We start from the raw sequence: 22374 nt of genomic DNA, 5'->3' as shown, positions 1-22374 counted from the left end.
GTCTGAACCCCTACAAACCCGTAACATTGTGCTGTTGCACTATTACGCCCGCTGCTCATGCCTGAACCAGACAAATCGCTCGGCCACAAAATCCTCGGCTTCTTCATCAAGGATGCGCCCGCGCCGGCCGGGGCGCCTGCGGCCGGCGCCGCGGCCCCGGCTACCGCGGCGGGCAGTTCACCCGCGCCTGTTTACCAGCAGCCCGGCTCGGTTGATTTGCGGTTTTCGGAGCACCTGGCCGATGTGCTGGTGAAGCACAACCTGCCGGGGCCCGACTACTTCGAGTTCCGCGACGCGCTGCGGGGCCTGAGCAGCCTGGATTTGAGTGAGCACAAGCAGTTTCAGGCGGCCTGGGCCAGCTTCAAAGCCCTGGGCGGCTCGGCCGATGTGAACCAGCTCGTGAGCACGGCCAACCAGTACCTGAACGTGCTCAACGACGACCGCGCCGGGTTCACCAAGAGCGTGGATGCCACCATTGCCGAGCGCGTGGGCGGCCTGCAGCAGGAGCAGCAGCAGCGCCAGGCCGACAACGAGGCCCTGACCAAGCAGCTGGCCGAAATCCAGCAGAAAATAGAAGCCAACACTGCCCGCCTCGCCTCCATCAGCGGCGAGATAGACCTGCAAACCGACAAGCTCAGCCAAAGCCGCCGCAACTACGAAGCCACCCACGAGCACTTCACCCGGCAAATCCAGGACGACATTGCCCGTATAAGGCAGCATCTGACGTAGAACCGCTGTAGAGACGCATAATTGCGTCTCGTCGTTGAACGGCTAGCAGCACAACAACCAATGTCAGCAACGACGAGACGCAAAATAGTGCGTCTCTACATCGTTCAACACCTCACCCCCAACACTCTCCCGCTATGGCAACTCCCGACTTCTCGCAACTAGGTGGCGGTACCGACGTGGAAAAACGCTCGTTCTGGTCGCGGCCCGAAGGTATTTTTGGCCTCGTGGTGCTGGCGGGCCTGCTGGGCGCGGGCCTGATTTACTTCAACCAGATTGTGCTGTTTCTGATTGAAGTAGCCTCCAACACCCTGCATCTGGCGCTGCTGCTGGCAGCGCTGGGCGTGGTGGTGTTCCTGCTTACCAGCCGCGACGTGCGCACGGCCGTGTTCTTTTTGTTCAAGACGCTGATGCGCAAAATCGTGGGGCTGGTCGTGCAGCTCAACCCCATTGCCATCCTCAAAATCTACGTGGATGATTTGCGGCAGAAGCGCCGGAAGATGCAGGGCCAGATTGATACGCTGGCCGGGCAGCTGGTGAAACTGAACAAGAAAATCAACGAGAACAACGCCGAAATCAAGCAGAAATTTGCCGAGGCCAACAAGGCCGGTACCATGCTGGAGCGGCCCGGCATGAAGGAAACCGCCTCGCTGGCCACCATCGAGGGGGCGGGCCTCCAGGAGATGAACAACAAGCTGCTGCCGCTGCAGCGCAACATTCAGCAGGTGCTGGCCTTCATGGAAAAGGTCAACCAGAGCGCCGACTACATCATCAAGGAAACCGAAATCAAGGTGCGCCTCAAGGAAGTGGAGTACAAGCTGGTGAAGGAAAGCTCCAACGCGCTGCGCACGGCCGTCAGCATCTTCAAGGGCGACCCCGACAAGAAGTTCTACTTCGACGAGTCGATGGAGTACATCCAGGACGACATGAGCCAGAAGCTGGGCGAGATGAAGCGCGCCATGGACCTGTCGATGGACTTTATCAACTCGGTGGACGTGCAGAACGGCATCCTCTCCGACAAAGGCGAGGCCCTGCTGAAGGCCTACAACCAGGGCGAGTTCAAGTTTGTAACCCCCGACGCCGCCCCGGCCGCCCCCGTCTTCATTGCCCAGCCCGGCACCCCGCCCCCCGCCAAAGACGCCGGCTACCGCAACCTACTGGAATAACGAACGATGTAAAGACGCGACCCATCGCGTCTCGGCGTTGCTGACGTTGGTCGTTCTGGCATTGGCCGTTCAACGCCGAGACGCGATGGGTCGCGTCTCTACACCCCCTGCTCAACTCTCCATCCCTAACCTCCCTCTCCTATGCAACGACTCACGCTGGCCGGCCGGCTCATCATCACACTAGCCATTCTGGCCGCCGCCTACTTCGGCTTCCGCTACTTCATGGGCGACAAGCTGCTGCCCGCTACCACCACCACTACCAGCCCCTCCATGCCCGGCGAACCCGGCCTGGCCGATGCCGGGCAGGCGCCCAACGGCCCGGCCACCACGGGCACTACGACGCCGACTGCCTTCACCTACACGCCGCCCGCGCCCGTCAATGGCAAGCTCAAAGGCGTGGTGGAGCTGGGGGCCAGCGGCTTCAACTCGTTTATTGTGCGCATCGATGGCAACAAGAACTGGAAGCTGGAGAAGTCGGAGTTTGGGGCCAGCCTGGCCATCGAGAACATGGCTTCGGATGCCGATATCCGGGCGGGCCTGAAAAACTACATTGCCAAGATGCTCGACTTCGGCGTGGCCGGGCGCGACATTCAGTTCGTGGTCAGCTCGGGCGCCCAGAAGGCCAGCGGCACCCAGAAGATTATCAACGCCCTCAAATCGTTGGGCTACGTGGTGAACACCGTAACGCCCGAGCAGGAAGGCGTGCTGGCTTTGCGCTCGGTGCTGCCCCCCGCCTACGCCGATAAAGCCTTCGTGGTGGACATCGGTTCGGGCAACACCAAAATCTCGTGGCTGGAAAACGGCGCGCCCAAATCGGTGGAAACCTACGGCGCCAAGTACTTCCAGAACGGCACCGACGACGCCACCGTGGCGGCCGACGTGAAAACCAAAATGGCCCAGGTGCCGGCCGGCCTGCGCAATACCTGCTTCATCGTGGGGGGCGTGCCCTTCGAGATGGCCAAGGAAGTGCGCCAGGACAAGGAGCGCTACACCACCCTCAAAGCCCCCACGGCCTACCAGTTCGACAACGCCAAGTCCAAGGCCGGCCAGAACATCTACCAGGCCGTGCAGGAGGCGTCAGGATGCCAGCAGTTCGTCTTCGACTGGGACGCCAACTTCACCATCGGCTTCCTGCTCAACAAGCCCCAGAGCTAAACCCTGGTCGTTTGCCAGCGCTTCCTACGCCCGTACCCGCCTCGCTGTCGGTACGGGCGTTTTGGTAAGCCGCCGAAGCTCCGGCCGCTTGCCGCCACTACGGCCCGGCGCCCCAGTAGCGGCAAGCAGTCTACCGTTGGTACGGTTGCCGCTACTATCTTGCGTACAGAGGCCGGGTTTACGCTATAGGCAGTCGCGGCAATCGGAATGTTGATGGCAATATTAACCGAACAGACCTTAAAAATAGAAAAAATGGAATTACCGAAATTTAAATACAGTCCTAACGCATTCGAACTTGACATTTTCGAAAATGTAGAAGGAACCTGTTCTGTCTGCAATGAAAAAAGACATATCAAATATACAAGTTCATTTTATAGCGTTGACGAACCCGAATATATTTGTCCTTGGTGCATCGCAGACGGAAAAGCATCGGAAAAATACGAGGGAGAGTTCAATGATTATGAAGGAATAGAAAATTCAGAGAATATTGAAAAAGAACTTTTATTACAAGCAAGTGAAAGAACGCCAAGTTATACAAGTTGGCAACAAGAAGTTTGGCTAACACATTGTAACGAACCTTGTGCTTTTGTTGGGTATGCTGACACAAATACGATAGAGCCTCTAATGGAAGAATTAAATGACGATATTGAAAATAATGGCTATGACCCTGATTTTATAAAAAGTAGTTTAACAAAAGACGGAAGTTTAGTTGGCTATTTGTTTCAATGTGTAAACTGTTACCAACACCGACTTCACGTTGATTGTGACTAAATGAATAAAAATACTGCCACCAACAAGGGTTTTGCAATAGTGGGGCGAAACTGCAAAGTTCAACGGTATTTCTTCGATTGAACTTTTGTGCAAAATTGAAGATTTGCGCTTCGATTGCCCCACCATCGCAAAGCCCCGAAACGTTAGCTCCCTACGCCGCGCCCGCCCCGCCCAAAACGCCTGCTGCCCCGCCCCAAGCCCCGGCACGGGCGGCTGAAGCAGCGGAAATAGCTTGAGAATCTTCTTCGGTTGCTTGAGAATCCTCTTCGGTTGCCTGCGAAAGAGCTTCGGGTGCTTGCGCAAGGGCTTCGGTTGCCTGCGCGGGGCCTTTGGTTGCTTGCGCACCTTCTTGGGTTGCCTGCGCGGGGTGTTTGGTCTCTTGCGGAGCGGCTTTGGTTGCCTGCGTGGGGGCTGGGGGCCGGGCGGGCGGCCCATAGGTGCCCGCAGGCAGGCGTAGGGGCAGCTTGGAAAATATTCTGGTTGAGCTTGTTGCGGAAACGGTTGAGGTGTAGTAGCTTATCGGCTGGTCGGGGCCGGGTTGGCGTCGGCGCGCTTCGTTTCCACCCTAACCGTTGAGTGCTCATGCTTGCCAAAGACCCCATTGCCGAGTACCCTTTTTCCCAGGCTGCGCTCTGGCAGCGCTGCCTCGACCTGCAACCCGCCCTCGACCGCGACGCGGCCCTGCTGGCCCCGCGCGGCGTAACGCCCGCGCGCATCGCCCAATTCAAGGCCGACACCGCCGAGTTTGGCGACATGGACCCCGACACGGTGATGCAGCAGCAGGGCGTAACCGTAACCGAGGACAAAGACGCCGTGCGCATTGCGCTGGAAACGGCCATGCAGCAGGTGCTGGGCATTATTGCCAGCCAGGACGACCCGCGCTCGGCCCGCTACAAGCGGTTTGGGGCCAGCAGCATCACGGCCATGTCGGATGCCAAGCTGCACCTGGGGGCCACTATGCTCACCAAGCAGGGCCGGCGCTACCTGCCCGAGTACGCGGGCGTGGGCCTCACCGAGGCCATGTTGGCCGCTATCGACGCCCAGAACGCGGCCTTTGTGGAGTTTCTGGCCGACCGCCGCGAGGCCGAGAGTACCCGCGCCGGGGCCACGCAGGCCCGCATCCGGTTTGCCAACGGGCTGTACCGGCAGCTGGTGCAGCTATGCGCCGCCGGCGAAGCCTACTGGCGCCTGACGGATGCCGCCAAAGCCGCCGAGTACGTGGTGAACCCCGGCGTAGCGGCCGACGCGGCGTAGGGTTCGGGAGTAGGAAGGCTTCGGCCCGGTCGGCAGCCCGCCGGCCGGGCCGTTGTGCGTAAGCCGGGGCGGGTGCGGCGGGGGGGCCGGGCCGGTGCGGGTAGTCGGCAGGCGGCCCGGGACGGGCGTGGCGGGGGGGCAGGTGGTTCGTGGGGTTTTTTTGGGCGTCGGCAGCGCGCTGGGGCGCTTTGGCCGGGGGTGGGACAACTTGGGCTGGCGGTTTTGCGTCAAATTTAATAATTTCATTCTCTGTCTTCCTCCAGAGTAAAGAAAACCATTATCAAATTTGACTATATGAAGAAGCTGCTACTGTTTTTTCTGCTGTTAAGCTTGGTGAGCAGCCCGCTTTGGGCTGCCGAACCGCCCAAACTAAATGGCCAGTGGGCCGGCCCGCTGAAGGTGCCCGGCGGCGAGCTGAAACTCATCCTCACCATCGTGCCGCTGGCGGGCGGCAGCTACTACGCGGCCCTCGACGCGCCCCAGCAGCGCATCAGCCGCATGCCGGCCACGGCCACCGTGAAGGGCCTCGATATTACGGTGAGCATCGAGCAGGCGGGTAGCCGCTTCGTGGGCAAAATCGGGAAGAACGGCGCCACCCTGCAGGGCACCTGGAGCCAGCCGGGCCTGAAAGCGCCCCTCACCCTGACCCGCCTCGAAGCGCCCAAGCCCGCCGTGGTGGCCGGCAAGGCCCGCCTCACGCCGCCCTACCGCGAAGAGGAGGTCAGCTTCTATAACAAGGAAGCCCAGCTGCGGCTGGCCGGTACCCTGACCACGCCCGCCGGGCCCGGCCCGTTTCCGGCCGTGGTGCTGCTCTCCGACTCGGGCCCCCACGACCGCGACGTGACCGAGCAGGACTACCGCCTGTTCGGCTCGCTGGCCGACAACCTTACCCGCCGCGGCATTGCCGTGCTCCGCTTTGATGACCGGGGCGTTGGCAAGTCGCAGGGCAGCCACTTCAACACCACCACCGCCGACGTGGTAACCGATGCGCAGGCGGCGCTGCGCTACCTGCGCACCCGCCCGCTGCTCGACCCGCGCTACCTGGGCCTGCTGGGCCACGGCGAAGGGGCCAACGTGGCGCTGCTGGCGGCGGCCGAGCCCGCTCCGGCGGCCCCGGCCTTCGTGGTGGCGCTGGCGGCCTACGGCGTGCCGGGCCGCGACATTATTCAGCGGCAGCAGCTGGAAATTATGCGCCTGATTGGCTCGACGCCGGCCCAGGTGAAGGCCGCGCTGGCTTTGAATAAGGAAATGATTGGCATTATCCGGCAGACGCCCAACGACAACCAGGCCCGCGGCAAGGTGGCGGCCCTGCTGCGCTACCACAACACCGACCTCGACCCCCACATGGCCCGCGCCCGCGCCGTGCAGCTTACCTCGCCCTGGTCGCGCTACTTCCTCGACTTCGACCCGCTGCGCGCCCTGCCCGCCGTGAAGTGCCCCGTGCTGCTGCTCGGCGGCACCGACGATTTGCAGGTGGGCACGAGCCAGAACCTGCCCCCCCTGAAAAAGGGCCTCAAAAACAGCCCCGTTACGGCCCTGCGCCTGGCGGGCGTCAACCACTGGTTTCAGCCCGAGCGCAAGGCCTGGCCGGTGGTCAATGGCGAGCCGCAGCCCGTGTTCTCGCCCCGCGCCTTGGACGAAATCCGGGAGTGGGTGTTCCGCAAAACCGAGCACCCCCAGCCCGTCGTCACCGGCCCCGGCCAGGCACCCAAAAAGCAGCTGGTAAAAAGCGGCGGCAGCGGGGGGAAGGTGAGCCGGTGAAGGAGTGATTGGGGGATTTGGTGAGGAGGTAAGAGGAACTGTCATCCTGAGCTTGCGAAGGGCCTATATAGAGGCTAACATCAAAAGGCATTACCTTCTGTATAGGTCCTTCGCTGCGCTCAGGATGACAGGCGGGTTGCCCCCTCACCCAATCACTCCTTCACCGGCGTCAAATCCAGCTGGCGGAGCTTGTTGGCTTTGAGCGCCGTCAGGCCCACGACCACGATGGTCATGGTGCCGCCGAACACTACCGAGGCCACCGTGCCCATCAGCTTGGCCACCGCCCCCGATTCAAAGGAGCCGATTTCGTTGGAGGAACCGATGAAGATGTTGTTCACGGCCGACACGCGGCCCTTGATGTGCTCGGGCGTGAAGGTGTGCAGCAGCGTGGAGCGCACAATGACGGACACTGAATCGAAGACGCCGGTGAGAAAGAGCAGCCCCAGCGAAAGCCAGATATTAGTAGACAGCGCGAAGCCGATGGTGGCCACCCCGAAGCCGGCTACGGCCCACAGCAGCTTGCGCCCGGCATGCCGATACAGCGGGAAGTAGGTGAGCAGCGTGGCCGTGAGCACCGAACCCACGGCCGGGGCGGCCTCCAGATGGCCCAGGCCGGCGGCGCCCACTTTCAGAATATCGACCGCGAAAATGGGCAGCAGCGCCACGGCCCCGCCAAAGAGCACGGCAAACAAATCGAGCGAAATAGCGGCCAGAATCAGCTGGTTGCCCCAGATAAAGCGGATGCCGCTGAGCACGCTGGTCTTGAGGTCTTCTTTGGCGCCCACCGGCGCGGGCAGCGGCCGCGGGGCAATGCTGGCAAACAGCCCCAGTGCCACCACCAGCAGCCCGGTGGCCGTGAGGTAGGCGTTGGCAATGCCCAGGTGAGCAATCAGGTAGCCCCCAATGGCGGGGCCCAGCACCGAGGCGGCCTGCCAGGTGGTGCTGTTCCAGGTGATGGCGTTGGCCAGATGCTCGCGGTCGGGCAGCAGCTGGGGCATAAACGAGAACGTGGCCGGCCCCATAAACCCGCGGGCAATGCCGCTCACGAAAATCACGCCGTAGAGCGGCAGCGTGTAGAAGGCGTCGCGGGCCAGCAGCTGCAAACCGGCCGGCGAGGCCAGCAGCCACAGGGCCGTAGCGCACAGCAGCAGCCCGCCCACGGTGGCTACAATGATGTTTTTGCGGTTCACCGAGTCGGCCACGTGCCCGGCGTACAACGACACGCCGATGCTGGGCACGGCCTCGGCCAGGCCAATCAAACCCAGGGCCAGCGGGTCGTTGGTGAGCTTGAAAATCTGCCAGCCAATCACCAGGCCCATGATGCGGGTGGCCAGCGTGAGGCTGATGCGGGCCAGCAGGTAGCGGCGGAAATCGGGCAGCCGCAGCGCGGCGTAGGGGTCGTGCCGGGCGGCGCCGGCGGCAGGGGTGGGCATAGGGCAAACGGCCGCAGAACAGGCGGCGCGCAAAGGTACGCGCCGCGCCGGGTTGCAGGAAAGCCGAAACGGACGGCGGGGAGGCCGAACCAAGTGCGGCGTCGCCCCGGCCGGTGGGGCGCAACCCGAAATATACCCGGCGCCGTATCTTCCGGCGGCCCGGCTTCGTTGAGGGGGGAATTAACGTTTTTTCTATGCTGAAATCTGCTATTCTTTCGCCCCTGCTGCTGGCGGCCGGTCTGCTGCTCGCTCCCGGCCTTGTGGCCCCGGTGCAGGCCCAAACCGCGCCCGAGGCGTACCCGGCCGCGGCCCAGCTCAAAGACGGCGCCTTTCGCCGCGGGGGCCAAACCTACCAGCTGCTCGGCGGCCAGCAAACCCGCCTCAGCGAAACCCTGCGCCTCGGCAACGGCACGGAGCTGCGCCCCGACGGCCGCCTGGTGCGCAACGGCGTAACGCGCCAGATTCTGCAGAACGGGCAGGCCGTGACGATGGAGGGCAACGTGGTGCTGCTGCGCGACGACATGCTCACGCCCGCCGCCATTGCCCGCGCCGACAAGGCCGCCACCGGCGGCAGCACTACCACCATCAGCGTTCCGGCTGCCGCCAACCTGGCCGCGCTGGTACCACAGCTGGAGCGCACCGCCAGCCGCTTCGCGCAGCTGCAGCAGCTCACGGCGCTGCTGGAGCAGCGCGCCGCCGCCCTGGCCGCCGGCACCACCCCAAGCGCCGGGCTGGCCAGGGAAATCCAGGACCTGAGCACCCAGCTGAGTCGCTGAGGCCGCGGCCGGAAGTATGCTTTACCCGGCTTGCGGGCCTCGCTTCGTGCTGGAGTGAGGTCCGCAAGCGGCGTTTGTGCCCGGCCCGCGGCCAGAGTATGTTGGCTGGAAGTGGCCCGGCTGTTGCCGGCCTGGCGTTGGAATATGGGGGGCGGGCGATACGGTATTATCGGTGGGCGGAAAAATATTTTGGCATTTTCGGCGGCGCGCCGTTGTGAATGGCTGGGCGGTTCTTTACATTTGATTTCTGCCGGTTCTTCATTGACCCTTCACCCGGCCTCCATTACCCCAGCTGCGCTCTATGGTTTAAAGCTCTACGTTTTAGTTTTTCTCGTAGTCTTTATCAATCCCATAGTTCTTATGGATACCATGCAGCCGAGCGATTCCGCGCTCATTTCCCTCTACATTGCTGGTCAGGAAAGCGCCTTCGCCCAACTGCTGGAGCGGCACAAAGCCCGCGTGTTCACCACTATCCAGCTGATAGTGCGCGACCCCGACACGGCCGAAGACCTGCTGCAGGATACCTTCATCAAGGCCATTCATACGCTGAAGAGCGGGCGCTACAACGAGGAGGGTAAATTTTCTTCCTGGATCTGCCGGATTGCCCACAATATGGCCATCGACGCCTTCCGGCGCGAAAAACGCAGCCCAATGGTGTCGCTCGACACAACAACTCACCCCTTCAATTCGTTGTCGTTGGCAGAAGAGGGAACCGAGGCCATGCTCACGCGGGAAGAAACCCACGAGCGGCTGCGGGGCCTGATTCAGGAGCTGCCCGCCGCGCAAAAGGAGGTGTTGCTCATGCGCCACTACGGCGATATGAGCTTCCAGGAAATTGCCGATGCAACGGGGGTCAGCATTAACACTGCGCTGGGGCGGATGCGCTATGCGCTCATCAACCTGCGGAAAAAAATGGCCGCACAACCCGTATTCGATGATTCAAACCTTTACCCAAGACACCCTGCTCCGGTACGTGTACAACGAGTTACCGGCTGAGGAGCAGCGCGAAGTAGAACAGGCCCTGCTCCACGACCCCGAGCTGGCCACCACCTGCGCCGACCTGCTATTGGCCCAGCGCAGCCTCGACGACCTGCGCACCGCACCCTCGGAGCGCACCACCCAGAATATTCTGCACTACTCCCGCACGTTTCCGCGGCTGAAGTAAGTGCCCGTCTGCTACCGGCCGGCCTCTGCCGCGCTGCTGCCCGAATGGGCGGCGGCGCGGCTTTTCGGGTTTAAGGGTTTTTAACTATTGGGGCTTGATAGGGGCGGAGGTATTGGGGTTTCTTCGTAATGTTGCCCCATGCGCAAAGCCGAGCGGTACCGCCACTTCATCGACTACTTCACCACGCACTTCCCGGAGCCGGAAACCGAGCTGGCCTTCGCCAACCCCTACGAGCTGATTGTGGCCGTGGTGCTCAGCGCCCAGTGCACCGACAAGCGCGTGAACTTGGTGACGCCCGCGCTGCTGGCGCAGTTCCCGACGCCCGCGCATCTGGCGGCGGCCTCAGCCGAGGAAATTTTCCCGTTCATCCGCAGTATTTCCTATCCCAACAACAAGGCCAAGCACCTGGCCGGCCTGGGCCGCATGCTGGCGCAGGAGTTCGGGGGCGAGGTGCCCGGCACCATTGAGGAGCTGCAGCGGCTGCCAGGCGTGGGCCGCAAAACGGCCAACGTCGTCGTGTCGGTGGTGTACAACCAGCCGGCCATGGCCGTCGATACGCACGTTTTCCGGGTGTCGCACCGGCTGGGGCTGGTGCCCAAAACGGCCACCACCCCGCTGGCGGTAGAGAAGGAACTGGTGCGCCACATCCCCGAAGAGCTCATCCCCAAGGCCCATCACTGGCTAATTCTGCACGGCCGCTACATCTGCGTGGCCCGCCAGCCCAAATGCGCGCAGTGTCCGCTCACCAGCTGGTGCAAGTACTACGCCGACGTGGTGAGTAAGCAGGCAATCGTTCCGGCTAAACCAGCTCCTAAAGCGCGTAAAGGCAACATTGATAAGGGCTCGGGCACAACAAAGTAAATAAGTAGTCCTAGAAAGTAAATAGAATTGCTTTATCAGACAGCAGCCTGCTCCAGAATTCGTTGCATCGTCTGACCAATTTGCTGGCGGTCAAATTCGGCCACGGCCAGCGCCTGGCCCCGGGCACCCGCCTCCCGCAACCGGGCCGGCTCGGCGAGCAACTGTGCCAGCAGCTTAGCCAGCGCCGGGGCATCGTCGGCGGGCGAGTACCAGCCGCAGCCGTGGCGCTCCAGTAGCTCCCGCGTCCAGCCGGGATTGGTGACGACGACCGGGGTGCCCACGGCGAGGCTATCGTAGAACTTGGCCGGCGAGTTGGAGTCGAGCACCGGCAGGCCCAGGAACGGCGCCACCGACACTTCTGCCAATCGAAACCAGCTGAACACCGCGTGGCGCGGTTGCGGCGGCACCACTCGAATGGTGGGCGTGCGACGGGCGGCGGCGGCCAGCTCATCGGCATAAAAGCCCAACCCCATAAACAGCCAGACCACATTGGGGTGGGTAGCGGCCAGCGCCTCGGCAGCGGCCAGCAGCAGCGGAATGGCATTGGCCCGCCCGAAGGTACCGGCGTACAAAACCACGCGTTTGCCCTCCAGCTGCTGCTCGCGGCGTAGCGCGGCTACAGCCGCCTCGGTGGCGCGGGCGGCCAGTTCCAGATCGGTGCCGTTGAGGCTGGTGTGCACTTTGGCCGCCTCGAAAGGCCAGCGCGAGCCGGCCGCTTCGCCGATGTGGCGCACGTGCCGGCTCATACCGGGCGAAAGCGTGACGATGCTGTGGGCCTGCTGGTATAGCCGGCCTTCGAGGCCGTAGAGGGCGCGGCGGGCCAGTGGGTTGGGCACGGCGCCCATGGCAATCGGGAATTCGGGCCACAAATCCTGCACCTCGAACACCCACGGCACCCGCCGCCACCGGGCTACCTGCGCGGCAGCCCAGGCAGCGGTAAGCGGCGTACTGATGCCCCAGATAACATCGGGCTTAGCTATGCGCATGCCTTCGCGCAGGGCGTAGGCCGCGTACTGCGCGAAGGCCAGCCCGCGCCGGGCCACGCCCATGCGGTTCTCGTAGGCAATATCGGCGGCGTGCAGCTCCACACCCTCGGGCACCCAGGGAAACTCGTGGGTCAGGCGCTGGGGCTCCCAGGTGCGGGTGCTGATGAGCGTGATGCGGTGCGTTTGGGCCAGCCGGGCCAGCAGGGAGTAGTGCCGGCTGGTAGCCGGACAATCGGGGTTGGTGTGGTACTGGCTGAAAACGGCAATGTGCATTCTTTCCGGAGCTGTTAGCTGATAGCCGCTGGCTGTTAGCTTTCGTGCGCACAAAAGAACGTCATTCAGAGCGAAGCGAAGAATCTCGCGTGCCACAGTAATTCCTGACGACAGGGTTACCATTGCCCGCGAGATTCTTCGCTCCGCTCAGAATGACAGTTCTTTTTTACCCCATCACCCCATCACCCCCGCTCACCAGCTGCTCAATCAGCAGAATCAGGATGTGGATGGCCTTGATGTGGATTTCCTGGATGCGGTCGGCGTAGCCGGTGTGGGGCGGGCGGATTTCCACGTCGCTCAGGCCGGCGAGCTGGCCGCCGTCTTTGCCCGTGAGGCTGACCACGCGCATGCCGGCGGTGCGGGCGGCTTCGGCGGCGCGCAGGATGTTGGGCGAGTTGCCGCTGGTGCTGATGGCCAGCAGCACGTCGCCGGGCCGGCCCAGAGCTTCCACGTAGCGGCTGAACACGTATTCGTAGCCGAAATCATTGGCCACGCAGCTCATGTGCGAGGCTTCGGTGAGGGCCAGGGCGGCCAGCGCGGGGCGGTTCTGGCGGTAGCGGCCGGTGAGCTCCTCGGCGAAGTGCTGGGCGTCGCAGAGCGAGCCACCGTTGCCGCAGGTCAGGATTTTGCCGCCCTGGCGCAACGAATCGGCCATGAGGCGGGCGGCCTGCTCGATGGCGGCCAGGTTGGCCGGGTTCTGCACGAACTGCGCCAGCACGGTCTGGGCCTCGGTCAGCTCGGCGCGAATTTGTTCGGTAAGCGAAAGGGGAGAAGTCACGAAAACGGGGCTTACAACGGCCGGGTGCTGCCGTCGGCGGGCGGAATAATGGTAGTGGGCTGCTGCAGCGGCGCGTTGCTCAGGCTGGGGTCCGACTGCGGATACAGCGGCTGGTCGGGGTAGGTGGTAACGCCGGTGCGGGGCGACACGGGCGGGCGCTCGGCGGCGCGCTGCTGCTCCATCTGGTGGTCGTAGAGGCGGGCCTTCAGCTCGTTGATTTTGCGGTCGGAAGCGGCCATTTCGCGGCGCAGCAGGGTGCTGTCGAGGTTTTCGGTGAGCAGGTGCAAACCCAGCAACACCACGGCGGCCACCAGCAGCGAGTAATACAGGCTTTCGGGCGAGCCGGCCATGCCCACAAAGCTGGTTTGCACCGAGGGCAGCAACAGAATCAGCAGCGCCAGCACCAGGAAAAGCATGACCAGAATGGTAACCAGACGTTTGAGAGCAAGCATATCAACAAAGTAAAGCAAAAGGAAAAGGCGGTCTATTCATACGGACGAAACGAATAGACGGACTAAATATAGCATTTTGCAAATAAGCAGGGGCAATTCCAAGGTTCAGCTTCCGGCAAACCCGGCCGGTGCTCAGGCCAGCCCGCCGCTGGCAGCCTGCAGGGTGCTCAGGCGCTGGTAAAGGCCGCCCGACTGGCGCAGCAGCTGCTCGTGGGTGCCGCGCTCCACAATGCGGCCGTGCTGCAGCACAATAATTTCGTCGGCGTGCTGCACGGTGCTCAGGCGGTGGGCAATCACGAGGCTGGTGCGGTTTTGCATGAGCCGCGTGAGGGCCTGCTGCACCAGCTGCTCGCTCTCGGTGTCGAGGGCCGAGGTGGCCTCATCGAGAATGAGGATGGGCGGGTTGCGCAGAATGGCCCGTGCGATGCTCAGGCGCTGGCGCTGCCCGCCCGAGAGGCGCGAGCCCCGGTCGCCGATAACCGTCTGGTAGCCCTCGGGCGTGGCCATAATGAACTCGTGGGCGTTGGCAATGCGGGCGGCCTCCAGCACCTCGGCCTCGGTGGCTTGGGTGTTGAAGCGGATGTTGTTGAAAATGGTGTCGTTGAACAGGATGCTTTCCTGCGTGACGATGCCCATTTGGTCGCGCACCGAGTGGATGGTGCAGTCGCGCACGTCGAGCCCATCGATGAGCAGCTGGCCGCCGGTGGCGTCGTAGAAACGGGGCAGCAGGTCGGCCAGCGTGCTTTTGCCGCCGCCGCTGGGGCCCACCAGCGCCACCGTTTTGCCCTTGGCAATGGTCAGGTTGATGTCGTCGAGCACCAGGGCCTCGCCGTAGCCGAAGCGCAGGTTGCGCAGCTCGATGCGGTCCTGGAAGGGGGGCAGCACCTGCGCGTCGGGCCGGTCGCGAATCAGCGGCTCGGTGTCGATGATGCTCAGCACCCGCTCGCCGGCCACCAGCCCGCGCTGGATGTTGCCAAACGACGACGACAGGGCCTTGGCCGGCGTGAGCACCTGCGAAAACAGCACCACGTAGCCAATAAAGGTTTCGCCCGTCAGGTTCGACTGGCCGCCCAGAATGAGCGTGCCGCCGAAGTATAGCAGGCCCGCCACCACGGCCACGCCCGCAAACTCGGAGAATGGCGAGGCCAGGTCGCGGGTGTTGTCGATGCGGCGCGAGGTGCGGGCGTAAGCGTCGTTCTGGTCCTCAAACTTGCCCTCGATGTAGGCCTGGGCGTTGAAAGCCTTTATCACCCGGATGCCGCCCAGCGTTTCGTCAATCACCGACAGCATGGAGCCCAGCGTGCTTTGGCTTAGCTGGGCCTGCCGGCGCAGGCGCTTGGCCACGCCGGCAATCAGAATGCCCGAAATGGGCAGCAGAATCATGGTAAACAGCGTCAGGGGCACCGACATATAGAACAGCACCACAAAAAAGGCAATAATCTTGAGCGGCTCCTGAATAACGGCCGTCATGGTATTCACCACCGATGACTCCACTTCCTGCACGTCGGAGGTGAAGCGCGACATCAAATCGCCCTTCCGCTCGCCGGCGAAATAGCCCAGCTGCAGCTGCAGAATGCGGCGGTACAGATCGTGGCGCAGGTTGCGGATCACGCGGGCCCGCACTTTGGCCAGCAGCCGCAAGCTCAGGTAGCGGAACAGGTTGCTGCACAGCACCGATACCACCACGATAATGCACACAAACGTGAGGGCGCCCATGGTGCCCCGGGTGGCCAGCACGTCGGCAAAAAAGTAATTGAACGTGTCCTTCACCCAGTCGAGGCTGACGTGAAAGGCGGGCAGCTGGGTGGGCGCCTGGGTGGGTACCTGGTCGGTTTTCTCGAACAGCACCTGCAGCAGCGGGATGATGAGCGTGAAGTTGGCCAGCCCGAAAAGCGTGGTCAGCAGCGTATAAAGCAGGTATTGCGGCAGAAAAGCCAGCCAGGGCCGGGCGTACTGCAGAATGCGGAGGTAGGTTTTCATGGGCAGCCGCAAAGGTAGGGTTTCGGGCCGTGGGCCGGGCCGGGGGCTATCGGGCAGGCAGCAAAAAGCCCTCCGCACCAAAGGCGCGGAGGGCTGTAGCAGGCTGGCGGAGCGGCCGATGCCGGCGGTTTACTTGGCCGTTACGTTGCCCCGGATTTCGCCGCTTTTGTACGTGTCGCTGTGCAGGTTCACATACAGCTGGCCGGCCATCAGGCTGTCGGCGGTGGCCTGCTGCAGCGTAGTCGTGCCCGTAATGGGCGACTTGCTCACGTCGTCGAAACCCACGGCAACGTTGCCCTTCTTGCCGGGCTTGCCGAAGTGGAAGTGGCCCATGGTGGGCGTCATGCCCTGGTAGGTTACGTTGTACTTGAGCACGTTGGTCTTCTTGTCGAAGCTGCCCGTGAGCATGCCGGTAGCGGCCGAGGGCGTAGCCGGCACCCCGGTTTTGCCGTCGAGCGTGGCCGAGATGGTCATCATCTGGTTGGCCGGCGTCACGTCATCGTCGTCGTTGTTGTTGCAGGCCCCCAGGGCTACTACGCCCAGGGCAAGAAGTAGGGAAGTAAACTTGTTCATAAAGAAAAAAGTGAAAAATGAAGCGTGATTTTAAAGGTTATTTGACGGAAAGCTGGGCAACCGGCTCGCAGATTAAGTTGACTTTGATGCCCACAATGCGGGCAATGTTCTCGCGTACCAGCCGCGGAATCTCAATGCCATAATCGGCCGGCGAAACGCTGAAATAGGCATTCACCAGCAAACTGCCCTGATGAAACGAGAGTGAGCCCGGCACCGTGAGCCGGCGCGTAACCCCGTGAATGGTGATGTCGCCCTCCACCGATACGCGCTGCCCCTCCTTGATGAGCTTGCCCATATCGAGACCCACAATGCGGCCCCGGAACGTGGCCTTGGGGTGCTTGTCGGACTCCATGTAGTTCTCGTTGAAGTGCTCCTGCATCAGCGTGCGCTTGAACGTAAACGACTTCACCGGAATACTGAAAGCCAGCTGCCCGCTCTGCAGGTCGAAAATGGCCGATACCTGCTTGGTCGTGGCCTCAATATCTTCGATGATGCTGGTCGAGAAGAAGCTGGCCGTGCCCTCCTGGGTCATGTACTTGCCCTGCGCCTGCGCCGATGGGGCCAGGGCGCCGTGCAGCAGCAGTACGGCTAGTAGCAAGCCTGCCGTTACATGAATTCGCAATACTTTCGGCAGTAAGAGTGGGGTCATAAACAGGATGGAAGGAACGGCTGGTATTGCGGGAGAAACTGTTGCCCGGGCTGAAATCGAAGGGGCAAACAGGCAATAAGAACACGGCTATACGGGAGCAGTTATCCAATTTCTGGAAATAGTTCTCTTATTAGTTAAAAATGCAATACGAGCCGATGAATGGTTTAAAATGCCGGTCAAAAAGAGGGCTGCAACGCGAAGCGGCAGCCGCCAGTACCAGCCAAGCTAAACCGTAGCAGCTCTGCGGCATCCGGCAACTCCGCTACCCACGGGCGCCCGGTTAAAACGGCACCGAATCCGGGCGGCGCCATGCCCAAAGAGCCGCAAACGGCGAAGGGGCCGGGACAGGACTTGCAGCGGCTGCAAATCCTGTCCCGGCCCCTTCGCCGTTATGCGTTGAGTACCCGCTTAAAACTCGTGCAGGCGCTGGGCAATGTTCCAGCGCAGAGCCACCGAAGCCAGGGCGCCACCGTCGGCCGTGTAATAGGCCGGGGCGGGCGCATCGCCCGCGAAACTGCGGTGACGGTACACCAGCTTGCCGTCGAGAAACAGGTTGTGGGCGGCTTGGTAAGTGGCCGTCAGGTCGGTGTGCAGCAGATAGGAGGTGAGGCCGCTGCCCACTTTGAAGCCGTACTCGGCGGGGCGGGTGGTGTAGGGCAGCAGCACGTTGGAGCCGTAGTTCTGGCCCACCGGGTCGAGGCCCTGCTTCACCAGAAAAGCCTTGCCCACCACGTGCAGGCGGGGTAGGGGCTGGTAGCTGGCAATGCCAATCAGCTCCCACAGGTTGGCGCCCATGGGGTGGGCCAGCGGCTGGGCAGCGTGCTGATAGTCGCGGTACCTGTCGATGGCCTGGTAAGTAAAGGGCCGGATGAAGTTGAACTCGCCCTGCAGATCGAAGTTGCGGATGCCCGCCACGTTGATGTACTTGGCCCCCAGCTGGGCGGCCTGCTTGTTGGCCCACCACCCGTCGCCGGCCCGGATTTCGCCTAGCACGAACTCATCGAGCACCAACTGGCCATACACCTGCACGCGCTTCTTGATGTTCCACTTAAAATCGAGGCCCAGCAGGGCGTTGCCATCGGCCGAGCCCACGCTCTGCTCAATGGCCCGGTAAAAGATGATCGGGTTCAGGTACTGCAGCTCGAACGTGTTGCGCCGCTGGGTCTGAATCCGGCCGTTGACCACCACCGAGTCGGTGCGCCGCGAGCTGGACAGGATGCTCTCGAACACGCCGATGTTCAGGTTGGGCAGCACGTCGAGGCTCAGGTGGTGCATGGCCAGGAACTTGCGGTCGTAGGCGGCGTCCTTGTCCGAGGGGTCGGTGATGAGCTGGGCGAACAGGTTCTGATACTTGAACTTCCACACCCGCGTCTGCACCTTCAGAAACAGGTAGGGCGAGGAGTAGTCCGACAGAATGAGGCTGCGGTAGCCGTTGCCGATCTGGTTGCGGTCGTGGCCCAGCTGCAGGCTTACGTGGCGGCCGGCGGCGTAAGTTACGTAGCCGCGGGCCGAGAGGAAGTCGTACTGGCCGGGCGTGGTCTTGAACGGCTTCCAGAAGCCCTCGTGGGGCACGGCCCGGTCGCGCTCCACGCGCTCCTGCACATATTGCGGCACGGCCATCTGGTTGTCGGCCAGAAAGGCGTAGAAGCCCAGCCGCTGGTCGATGGTGCCCTCTACCTGCACGCCGCGGGTATTGAGGAAGGAGTAGCTCTTGGCCCCGTCGTTGTTGCCCAGACTCAGGCCCGCCACCGGATTCACGCGCAACGAAAAGTCGGGCGTTTCCACGCTGTACAGGTCGGAGTAGCGCTGGTAAAGCACGTTCAGAAACGGGTCGGGCCGGGTATTCACGGCCGAATCGAGGCGGGTATCGTGCCAGTTGTCGCGCAGAAAGTAGCGGGCATTGAAGCGGTCCTGGGCCGAGAGGCCGGCGCTGGAGTCGGCCAGCATGCGCTCGGCCAGCCGGGCCACCGCCGCGCGGGTGTAGGGCCGCACGGCCGTGTAGGGCTCGCCCAGCTCGTCGGGCCCGTGCAGAATGGCGTAGCGGTCGATGAGCCGGTAAATGTCGTTATCGAGCGGCACGTAGGTGGTGCCCATCGTGGTTTTGGTGCCGCGGCTTAGCTGGGGCTGGGGCTCGGCAAGGGCCGGGGTGCGCGGCTCGGCGGGCTTGGGCGGCTGGTCGTAGATAAGCCAGTTGCCCTGGCCGTCGGTGGGGCGGGCGGGCGGCGTGGGCGTATCCTGGGCAGCGGCCGGAGCCGCCAGCAGCGCCACCAGGGCCAGCAGCAGGGAGGTGTTTTTCATAAGAAGAGCCCGCGGCATCGGGAGCGGCTGCCGGGGAAACAAAACTACGGAGTTTCGGTGGGCAACGGGTTTAGCAACCGAGCTGATACCCTGAAGCACGCCACGGGCGCCGAATGCCGTTCTTTGCCCACGCATTTGCGCATTCACGCAGTTACCCGGTCACTCATCCACCCCATGCCCCCGCTTCGCCTGCTGCGCTTCTCGGAACTCGACCTGGCCGCCTGGGACGCCTGCGTGGCCGGGGCGCGGCAGGCGGTGCCCTACGCGCACAGCTGGTGGCTGCAAGCCACGGCCAGCCGCTGGGACGCGCTGGTGCAGCAGGAGCCCGAAACCGGCCGTTACCTCAGCGTCTGGCCCCTGCCGGCCAAGTGGCGGCCGGGCGGCCGGCAGGTGTATCAGCCACCGTTTACCCAGCAATTAGGGTTGATTTCGTGCAATGAAGATGAGCCCGCCATTGGCCCCGAGCTAACCCGTTTGACTCAGTGCTACACCCGCCTCTACGCCCAACTCAACGAGGCGAACGGCGTGCCCGAGGCCACCGGAGGATTCACCCTTGAAACCCGGCAAACCTACCACCTCGACCTCAGCCCCGCCTACGAAACCCTGCGGGCCAGCTACTGCCCCGACTACCGCCGCCGCCTGCTGCGCCACGAAGCCGCCGTCGCGCCGCTGGCCGTAACCGAACTGCCCGATACTGAGCCGCTGCTGGCGCTGTTTCAGCAAACCAAAGGGCCCGCCGCCGGCCTGCGCCCGCGCCACTACGCCCGGCTGCGGCGGCTGCTACTGGAATTGCACAGCCGCCGGCTGCTCGAAGCGCGGGCCGTGCGCCAGCCCGAAACCGGCGCGCTGCTGGCCGGGGCCCTGTTTGTGCGCTACCGCAGCCGCCTGATTTACCTGTTTGCGGCGGCTTCGGATGAAGGAAAAAAAGCCGCCGCGCCGCTGCTGCTGCTCGACGCGGCCATCCGTCGCCACGCCGGCACGCCGGGGCTCGTTCTCGATTTTGAGGGCGGGATGCTGCCGGCTATTGCCCGTTTTTTTGCCAACTTCGGGGCCGCGCCCGTTCCGTACGCGGCCCTATCGTTCACCTCCCAACGCCCCTGGTACCTGCAATGGATGCCCTAACGCCCACCTCTGCCGACTCTACCGCCGCCGCCCACGCCAACGCCCGCGTGCGGATTCTGTGCGCCCAGCCTTCCATTGCCAACCACTTCCTGGCCGAGCTGCGCGACGTAGACGTGCAAAAAGACTCGCTCCGCTTCCGTCGCAACCTGCAGCGGCTGGGCGAAATCATGGCCTACAACATCAGCACCGACCTCGATTTTACCACCAAAACCGTGCGCACCCCGCTGGGCGAATCCAGCAGCATGCACCTCTCCGATTTCCCGGTGCTGGCCACCGTGCTGCGGGCGGGCCTGCCGTTTCACCAGGGCTTTCTCAATTATTTCGACCAGTCGCCCTCGGCCTTTGTGGCCGCTTACCGCATCGAGGGCACGGCCCAGGTGCAGGTGCAGGTCGATTACCTCTCGGCCCCCAGCCTCGACGGCCGGGTGCTGATTCTGGTGGACCCCATGCTGGCCTCGGGCAAGAGCCTGGTGCAGACTTACCGGGCCATGTTGCGCTTCGGCACGCCCCGGCAGGTGTACATTGCCGCCGTTATTGCCTCGCCCCAGGGCGTCGAGTACGTGACGCGCGAAGTGCCCGAAGCTACGCTCTGGCTGGCTGCCCTCGACGACGACCTCAACGCCCAGGCCTACATCGTGCCCGGCCTCGGCGACGCCGGCGACCTGTCGTACGGCAGCAAGCTGTAGAGTTTGGAGCTGTTAGCTGACAGCTGTTAGCTAATAGCTCAGGTTCTATTGAACAGTTCTGTACGCCAGGCACGTTGGGCAACTACCGAACAGCTACGTGCAAGCGGATTGCCGTTGATGTGACGCCCTGCGCGAAACCGAATTCTATCCAACAGAAGCTAGCAGCTAATAGCTGTCAGCTAATAGCTCAAAATAATTGCTTCCTGCCCTGCTGAAATACGCCGCCGTTTTTGCTTTCGGCATGTTCAAATTTGTCGGCGCGCCCATTACGGGCGTGGCGGCGGGTTTGCCGGTGGCCGCTACCTGGGCCCTCACGGTGGCGGGCATGATGACGACCGTGGTGCTGATTTCGGGGGTGGGCAAGGCGTGGGCACTGCACATGCGGCGGCGGCGGCTCGAAAAGGGCAAGCCGCTGTTTAGCCGCCGCACCCGTACCATCGTGCGCATCTACCGCCGCTTCGGCATGATTGGCATTGCTTTCCTGACGCCGATACTGTTCAGCCCCATCGGCGGCACCGTCATTGCCACCCAGCTGCACGTGCCGCGCTGGCGTATTTTGCTGCACATGGCCTGGAGCGCCGCCTTCTGGAGCTTCGCCCTCACGGTGCTGGTCGTGCGCTTCAGCCACCTGCCTATTTTCCAGTAGGGTTTGGGTTGAAGCCTGCCGCCAGCTGTTTCAGCAGCAGCGTCAGCCAGGAAGCCAGCACAAACGGAAACGTGAGGGCCAGCAGCTGCCAACGGGCCATTAGCGCGTTAATGGTCACCGACAGCAGCACGGCCACCAGGGCCAGCAGCCCGTCGCGGCGCCGGCTGCCCGCGAAGGCCACTCCGCACAGCACCCCATTAAAGCTGAACAGGCCCTGCTGAATCTGGGCGGCCGGCTCGTGCAGGTAATGCGTCGCCCCGGCTCCGACTAAGGCTCCGGCCAACCCATACAGCGCCGCGATGGGCGAATGGGCAAATACGGCCAGGAAGAACAGTACGCCGGCCAGCGCCTCTCCCCGAAAAACAACCTGCCCGAACCCGTGGCTGACCAATGCCAACGGCCCGGCGGCCGGGGCCACCGACTGCACTTCGGCCGCCGGCGCGCCCAGCAGGTGCAACGCGTACACGCTGACCCATGTCAGCAGGATAAACGGAAACGTGTAGGCCGGCAGGTTGCGGCTCAGAAACCAGCGCATCAGCAAGGTGCTCAGCACTGCCGCCGCCAGCAACACCAGTGCCAGCAGCGCCGTGGGAGCGAAATACAGGCTCAGCCCCGCGCCTAGCAGCGCCGCATTGAAGCCGTACAGGCCGCCACTGATGTGGCGCTGGTCGTAGCCCAGCAGCTTAGCCGTAAGCGTGCCGGCCAGCGTGCTACCAACTACGGCCGCGGCCATCAGCGGCGAGCCGTACAGCAGGCCCAGCAGTAGCAGTATTCCCGACCAGGCGCTTTCCTGCAGAAAAATCTGGCCTACCCCGCGGAGGCTGGCCGTCGGCAAATCAGCGGCTCCCGATTTCATGCTAAAC

General features: G+C 63.1%; 22 protein-coding genes. 13 read left to right on the top strand and 9 right to left on the bottom strand.

Translation table 11 applies throughout. The features are described 5' to 3' along the window. The first annotated feature begins 57 nt into the window (after window positions 1-57). The 6 genes from H145_RS0112070 (at window position 58) to H145_RS0112045 (ending at window position 6833) form a co-directional block, all read left to right on the top strand. Window positions 58-729, top strand: a complete 672-nt coding sequence (locus tag H145_RS0112070) for a hypothetical protein (RefSeq protein ID WP_019948411.1) — start codon at window positions 58-60, stop codon at window positions 727-729. 134 nt (window positions 730-863) lie between these two features. Continuing rightward, window positions 864-1892: a hypothetical protein gene (locus H145_RS0112065; protein WP_026351471.1), complete on the top strand. Its 1029-nt coding sequence runs from the start codon at window positions 864-866 to the stop codon at window positions 1890-1892. A gap of 141 nt (window positions 1893-2033) precedes the next feature. After that, complete coding sequence (locus tag H145_RS0112060) at window positions 2034-3047, top strand: hypothetical protein (RefSeq protein ID WP_019948409.1); 1014 nt, start codon at window positions 2034-2036, stop codon at window positions 3045-3047. Window positions 3048-3260: 213 nt separating this feature from the next. Continuing rightward, window positions 3261-3818, top strand: coding sequence for a CbrC family protein (locus H145_RS23340; RefSeq protein ID WP_205619315.1), 558 nt, complete (start codon window positions 3261-3263; stop codon window positions 3816-3818). 582 nt (window positions 3819-4400) lie between these two features. Continuing rightward, the gene (locus H145_RS0112050; RefSeq protein ID WP_019948407.1) at window positions 4401-5072 is read left to right on the top strand and encodes a hypothetical protein; all 672 of its coding nucleotides are present in this window, start codon (window positions 4401-4403) and stop codon (window positions 5070-5072) included. Between the two features lie 294 nt (window positions 5073-5366). Continuing rightward, window positions 5367-6833: an alpha/beta hydrolase family protein gene (locus H145_RS0112045; RefSeq protein WP_019948406.1), complete on the top strand. Its 1467-nt coding sequence runs from the start codon at window positions 5367-5369 to the stop codon at window positions 6831-6833. A gap of 152 nt (window positions 6834-6985) precedes the next feature. On the opposite strand, the gene H145_RS0112040 is transcribed toward H145_RS0112045, so the two are convergent. Further along, a complete protein-coding gene (locus H145_RS0112040; RefSeq protein WP_019948405.1) occupies window positions 6986-8266 on the bottom strand; it encodes an MFS transporter in 1281 nt (426 codons plus the stop codon). 194 nt (window positions 8267-8460) lie between these two features. Here H145_RS0112040 and H145_RS0112035 point away from each other — a divergent pair, with 194 nt between their 5' ends. From H145_RS0112035 to nth, 4 genes are all read left to right on the top strand, one after another. Further along, window positions 8461-9042 carry a DUF6799 domain-containing protein gene (locus H145_RS0112035; RefSeq protein WP_019948404.1) on the top strand — a complete coding sequence of 194 codons (582 nt, stop codon included), beginning with the start codon at window positions 8461-8463 and terminating at the stop codon, window positions 9040-9042. Window positions 9043-9402: 360 nt separating this feature from the next. Continuing rightward, window positions 9403-10038, top strand: coding sequence for an RNA polymerase sigma factor (locus H145_RS0112030; protein ID WP_019948403.1), 636 nt, complete (start codon window positions 9403-9405; stop codon window positions 10036-10038). Further along, window positions 10016-10207, top strand: a complete 192-nt coding sequence (locus tag H145_RS0112025; protein ID WP_019948402.1) for a hypothetical protein — start codon at window positions 10016-10018, stop codon at window positions 10205-10207. The genes H145_RS0112030 and H145_RS0112025 overlap by 23 nt, the downstream gene beginning before the upstream one ends. 138 nt (window positions 10208-10345) lie before the next feature. Further along, the gene (gene nth / locus H145_RS0112020; RefSeq protein ID WP_019948401.1) at window positions 10346-11068 is read left to right on the top strand and encodes an endonuclease III; all 723 of its coding nucleotides are present in this window, start codon (window positions 10346-10348) and stop codon (window positions 11066-11068) included. A 35-nt stretch (window positions 11069-11103) separates the two neighbouring features. Here nth and H145_RS0112015 read toward each other — a convergent pair whose 3' ends face one another. The 7 genes from H145_RS0112015 to H145_RS21110 all read right to left on the bottom strand — a co-directional run bounded on the left by H145_RS0112015 (window position 11104) and on the right by H145_RS21110 (window position 19057). Then, window positions 11104-12327 (bottom strand): glycosyltransferase family 4 protein, encoded by a 1224-nt coding sequence (locus H145_RS0112015; RefSeq protein ID WP_019948400.1) that lies wholly within the window; start codon window positions 12325-12327, stop codon window positions 11104-11106. Window positions 12328-12493: 166 nt separating this feature from the next. Continuing rightward, a complete protein-coding gene (gene lpcA / locus H145_RS0112010; RefSeq protein ID WP_019948399.1) occupies window positions 12494-13105 on the bottom strand; it encodes a D-sedoheptulose 7-phosphate isomerase in 612 nt (203 codons plus the stop codon). A gap of 11 nt (window positions 13106-13116) precedes the next feature. Next, entirely contained in the window at window positions 13117-13557 is a 441-nt protein-coding gene (locus H145_RS0112005) for a hypothetical protein (RefSeq protein WP_019948398.1), read from the bottom strand. Window positions 13558-13689: 132 nt separating this feature from the next. Further along, the gene (locus H145_RS0112000; protein WP_026351467.1) at window positions 13690-15537 is read right to left on the bottom strand and encodes an ABC transporter ATP-binding protein; all 1848 of its coding nucleotides are present in this window, start codon (window positions 15535-15537) and stop codon (window positions 13690-13692) included. A gap of 129 nt (window positions 15538-15666) precedes the next feature. After that, window positions 15667-16110 carry a CHRD domain-containing protein gene (locus H145_RS0111995; protein WP_019948396.1) on the bottom strand — a complete coding sequence of 148 codons (444 nt, stop codon included), beginning with the start codon at window positions 16108-16110 and terminating at the stop codon, window positions 15667-15669. Window positions 16111-16147: 37 nt separating this feature from the next. Continuing rightward, on the bottom strand, window positions 16148-16759 hold the full coding sequence (locus H145_RS21115) for a YceI family protein (protein ID WP_071595176.1): 612 nt from the start codon (window positions 16757-16759) through the stop codon (window positions 16148-16150). A 408-nt stretch (window positions 16760-17167) separates the two neighbouring features. Then, a complete protein-coding gene (locus tag H145_RS21110; protein WP_019948394.1) occupies window positions 17168-19057 on the bottom strand; it encodes a hypothetical protein in 1890 nt (629 codons plus the stop codon). A 174-nt stretch (window positions 19058-19231) separates the two neighbouring features. On the opposite strand from H145_RS21110, the gene H145_RS22830 reads away from it, so the two are divergent. The 3 genes from H145_RS22830 to H145_RS21100 all read left to right on the top strand — a co-directional run bounded on the left by H145_RS22830 (window position 19232) and on the right by H145_RS21100 (window position 21511). After that, window positions 19232-20179, top strand: coding sequence for a GNAT family N-acetyltransferase (locus H145_RS22830; protein ID WP_019948393.1), 948 nt, complete (start codon window positions 19232-19234; stop codon window positions 20177-20179). Then, complete coding sequence (gene upp / locus H145_RS0111975) at window positions 20167-20865, top strand: uracil phosphoribosyltransferase (protein WP_019948392.1); 699 nt, start codon at window positions 20167-20169, stop codon at window positions 20863-20865. Before H145_RS22830 ends, upp begins: the two co-directional genes overlap by 13 nt. A gap of 241 nt (window positions 20866-21106) precedes the next feature. Further along, a complete protein-coding gene (locus H145_RS21100; RefSeq protein WP_071595180.1) occupies window positions 21107-21511 on the top strand; it encodes a hypothetical protein in 405 nt (134 codons plus the stop codon). Here H145_RS21100 and H145_RS21095 read toward each other — a convergent pair. Then, the gene (locus H145_RS21095; protein WP_019948390.1) at window positions 21498-22367 is read right to left on the bottom strand and encodes an urea transporter; all 870 of its coding nucleotides are present in this window, start codon (window positions 22365-22367) and stop codon (window positions 21498-21500) included. The genes H145_RS21100 and H145_RS21095 overlap by 14 nt on opposite strands. Between the last annotated feature and the right edge of the window lie 7 nt (window positions 22368-22374).

It is taken from the genome of Hymenobacter aerophilus DSM 13606 (assembly GCF_000382225.1).
Lineage (GTDB): Bacteria > Bacteroidota > Bacteroidia > Cytophagales > Hymenobacteraceae > Hymenobacter > Hymenobacter aerophilus.
This window is presented reverse-complemented; position numbering and strand designations above follow the sequence as displayed.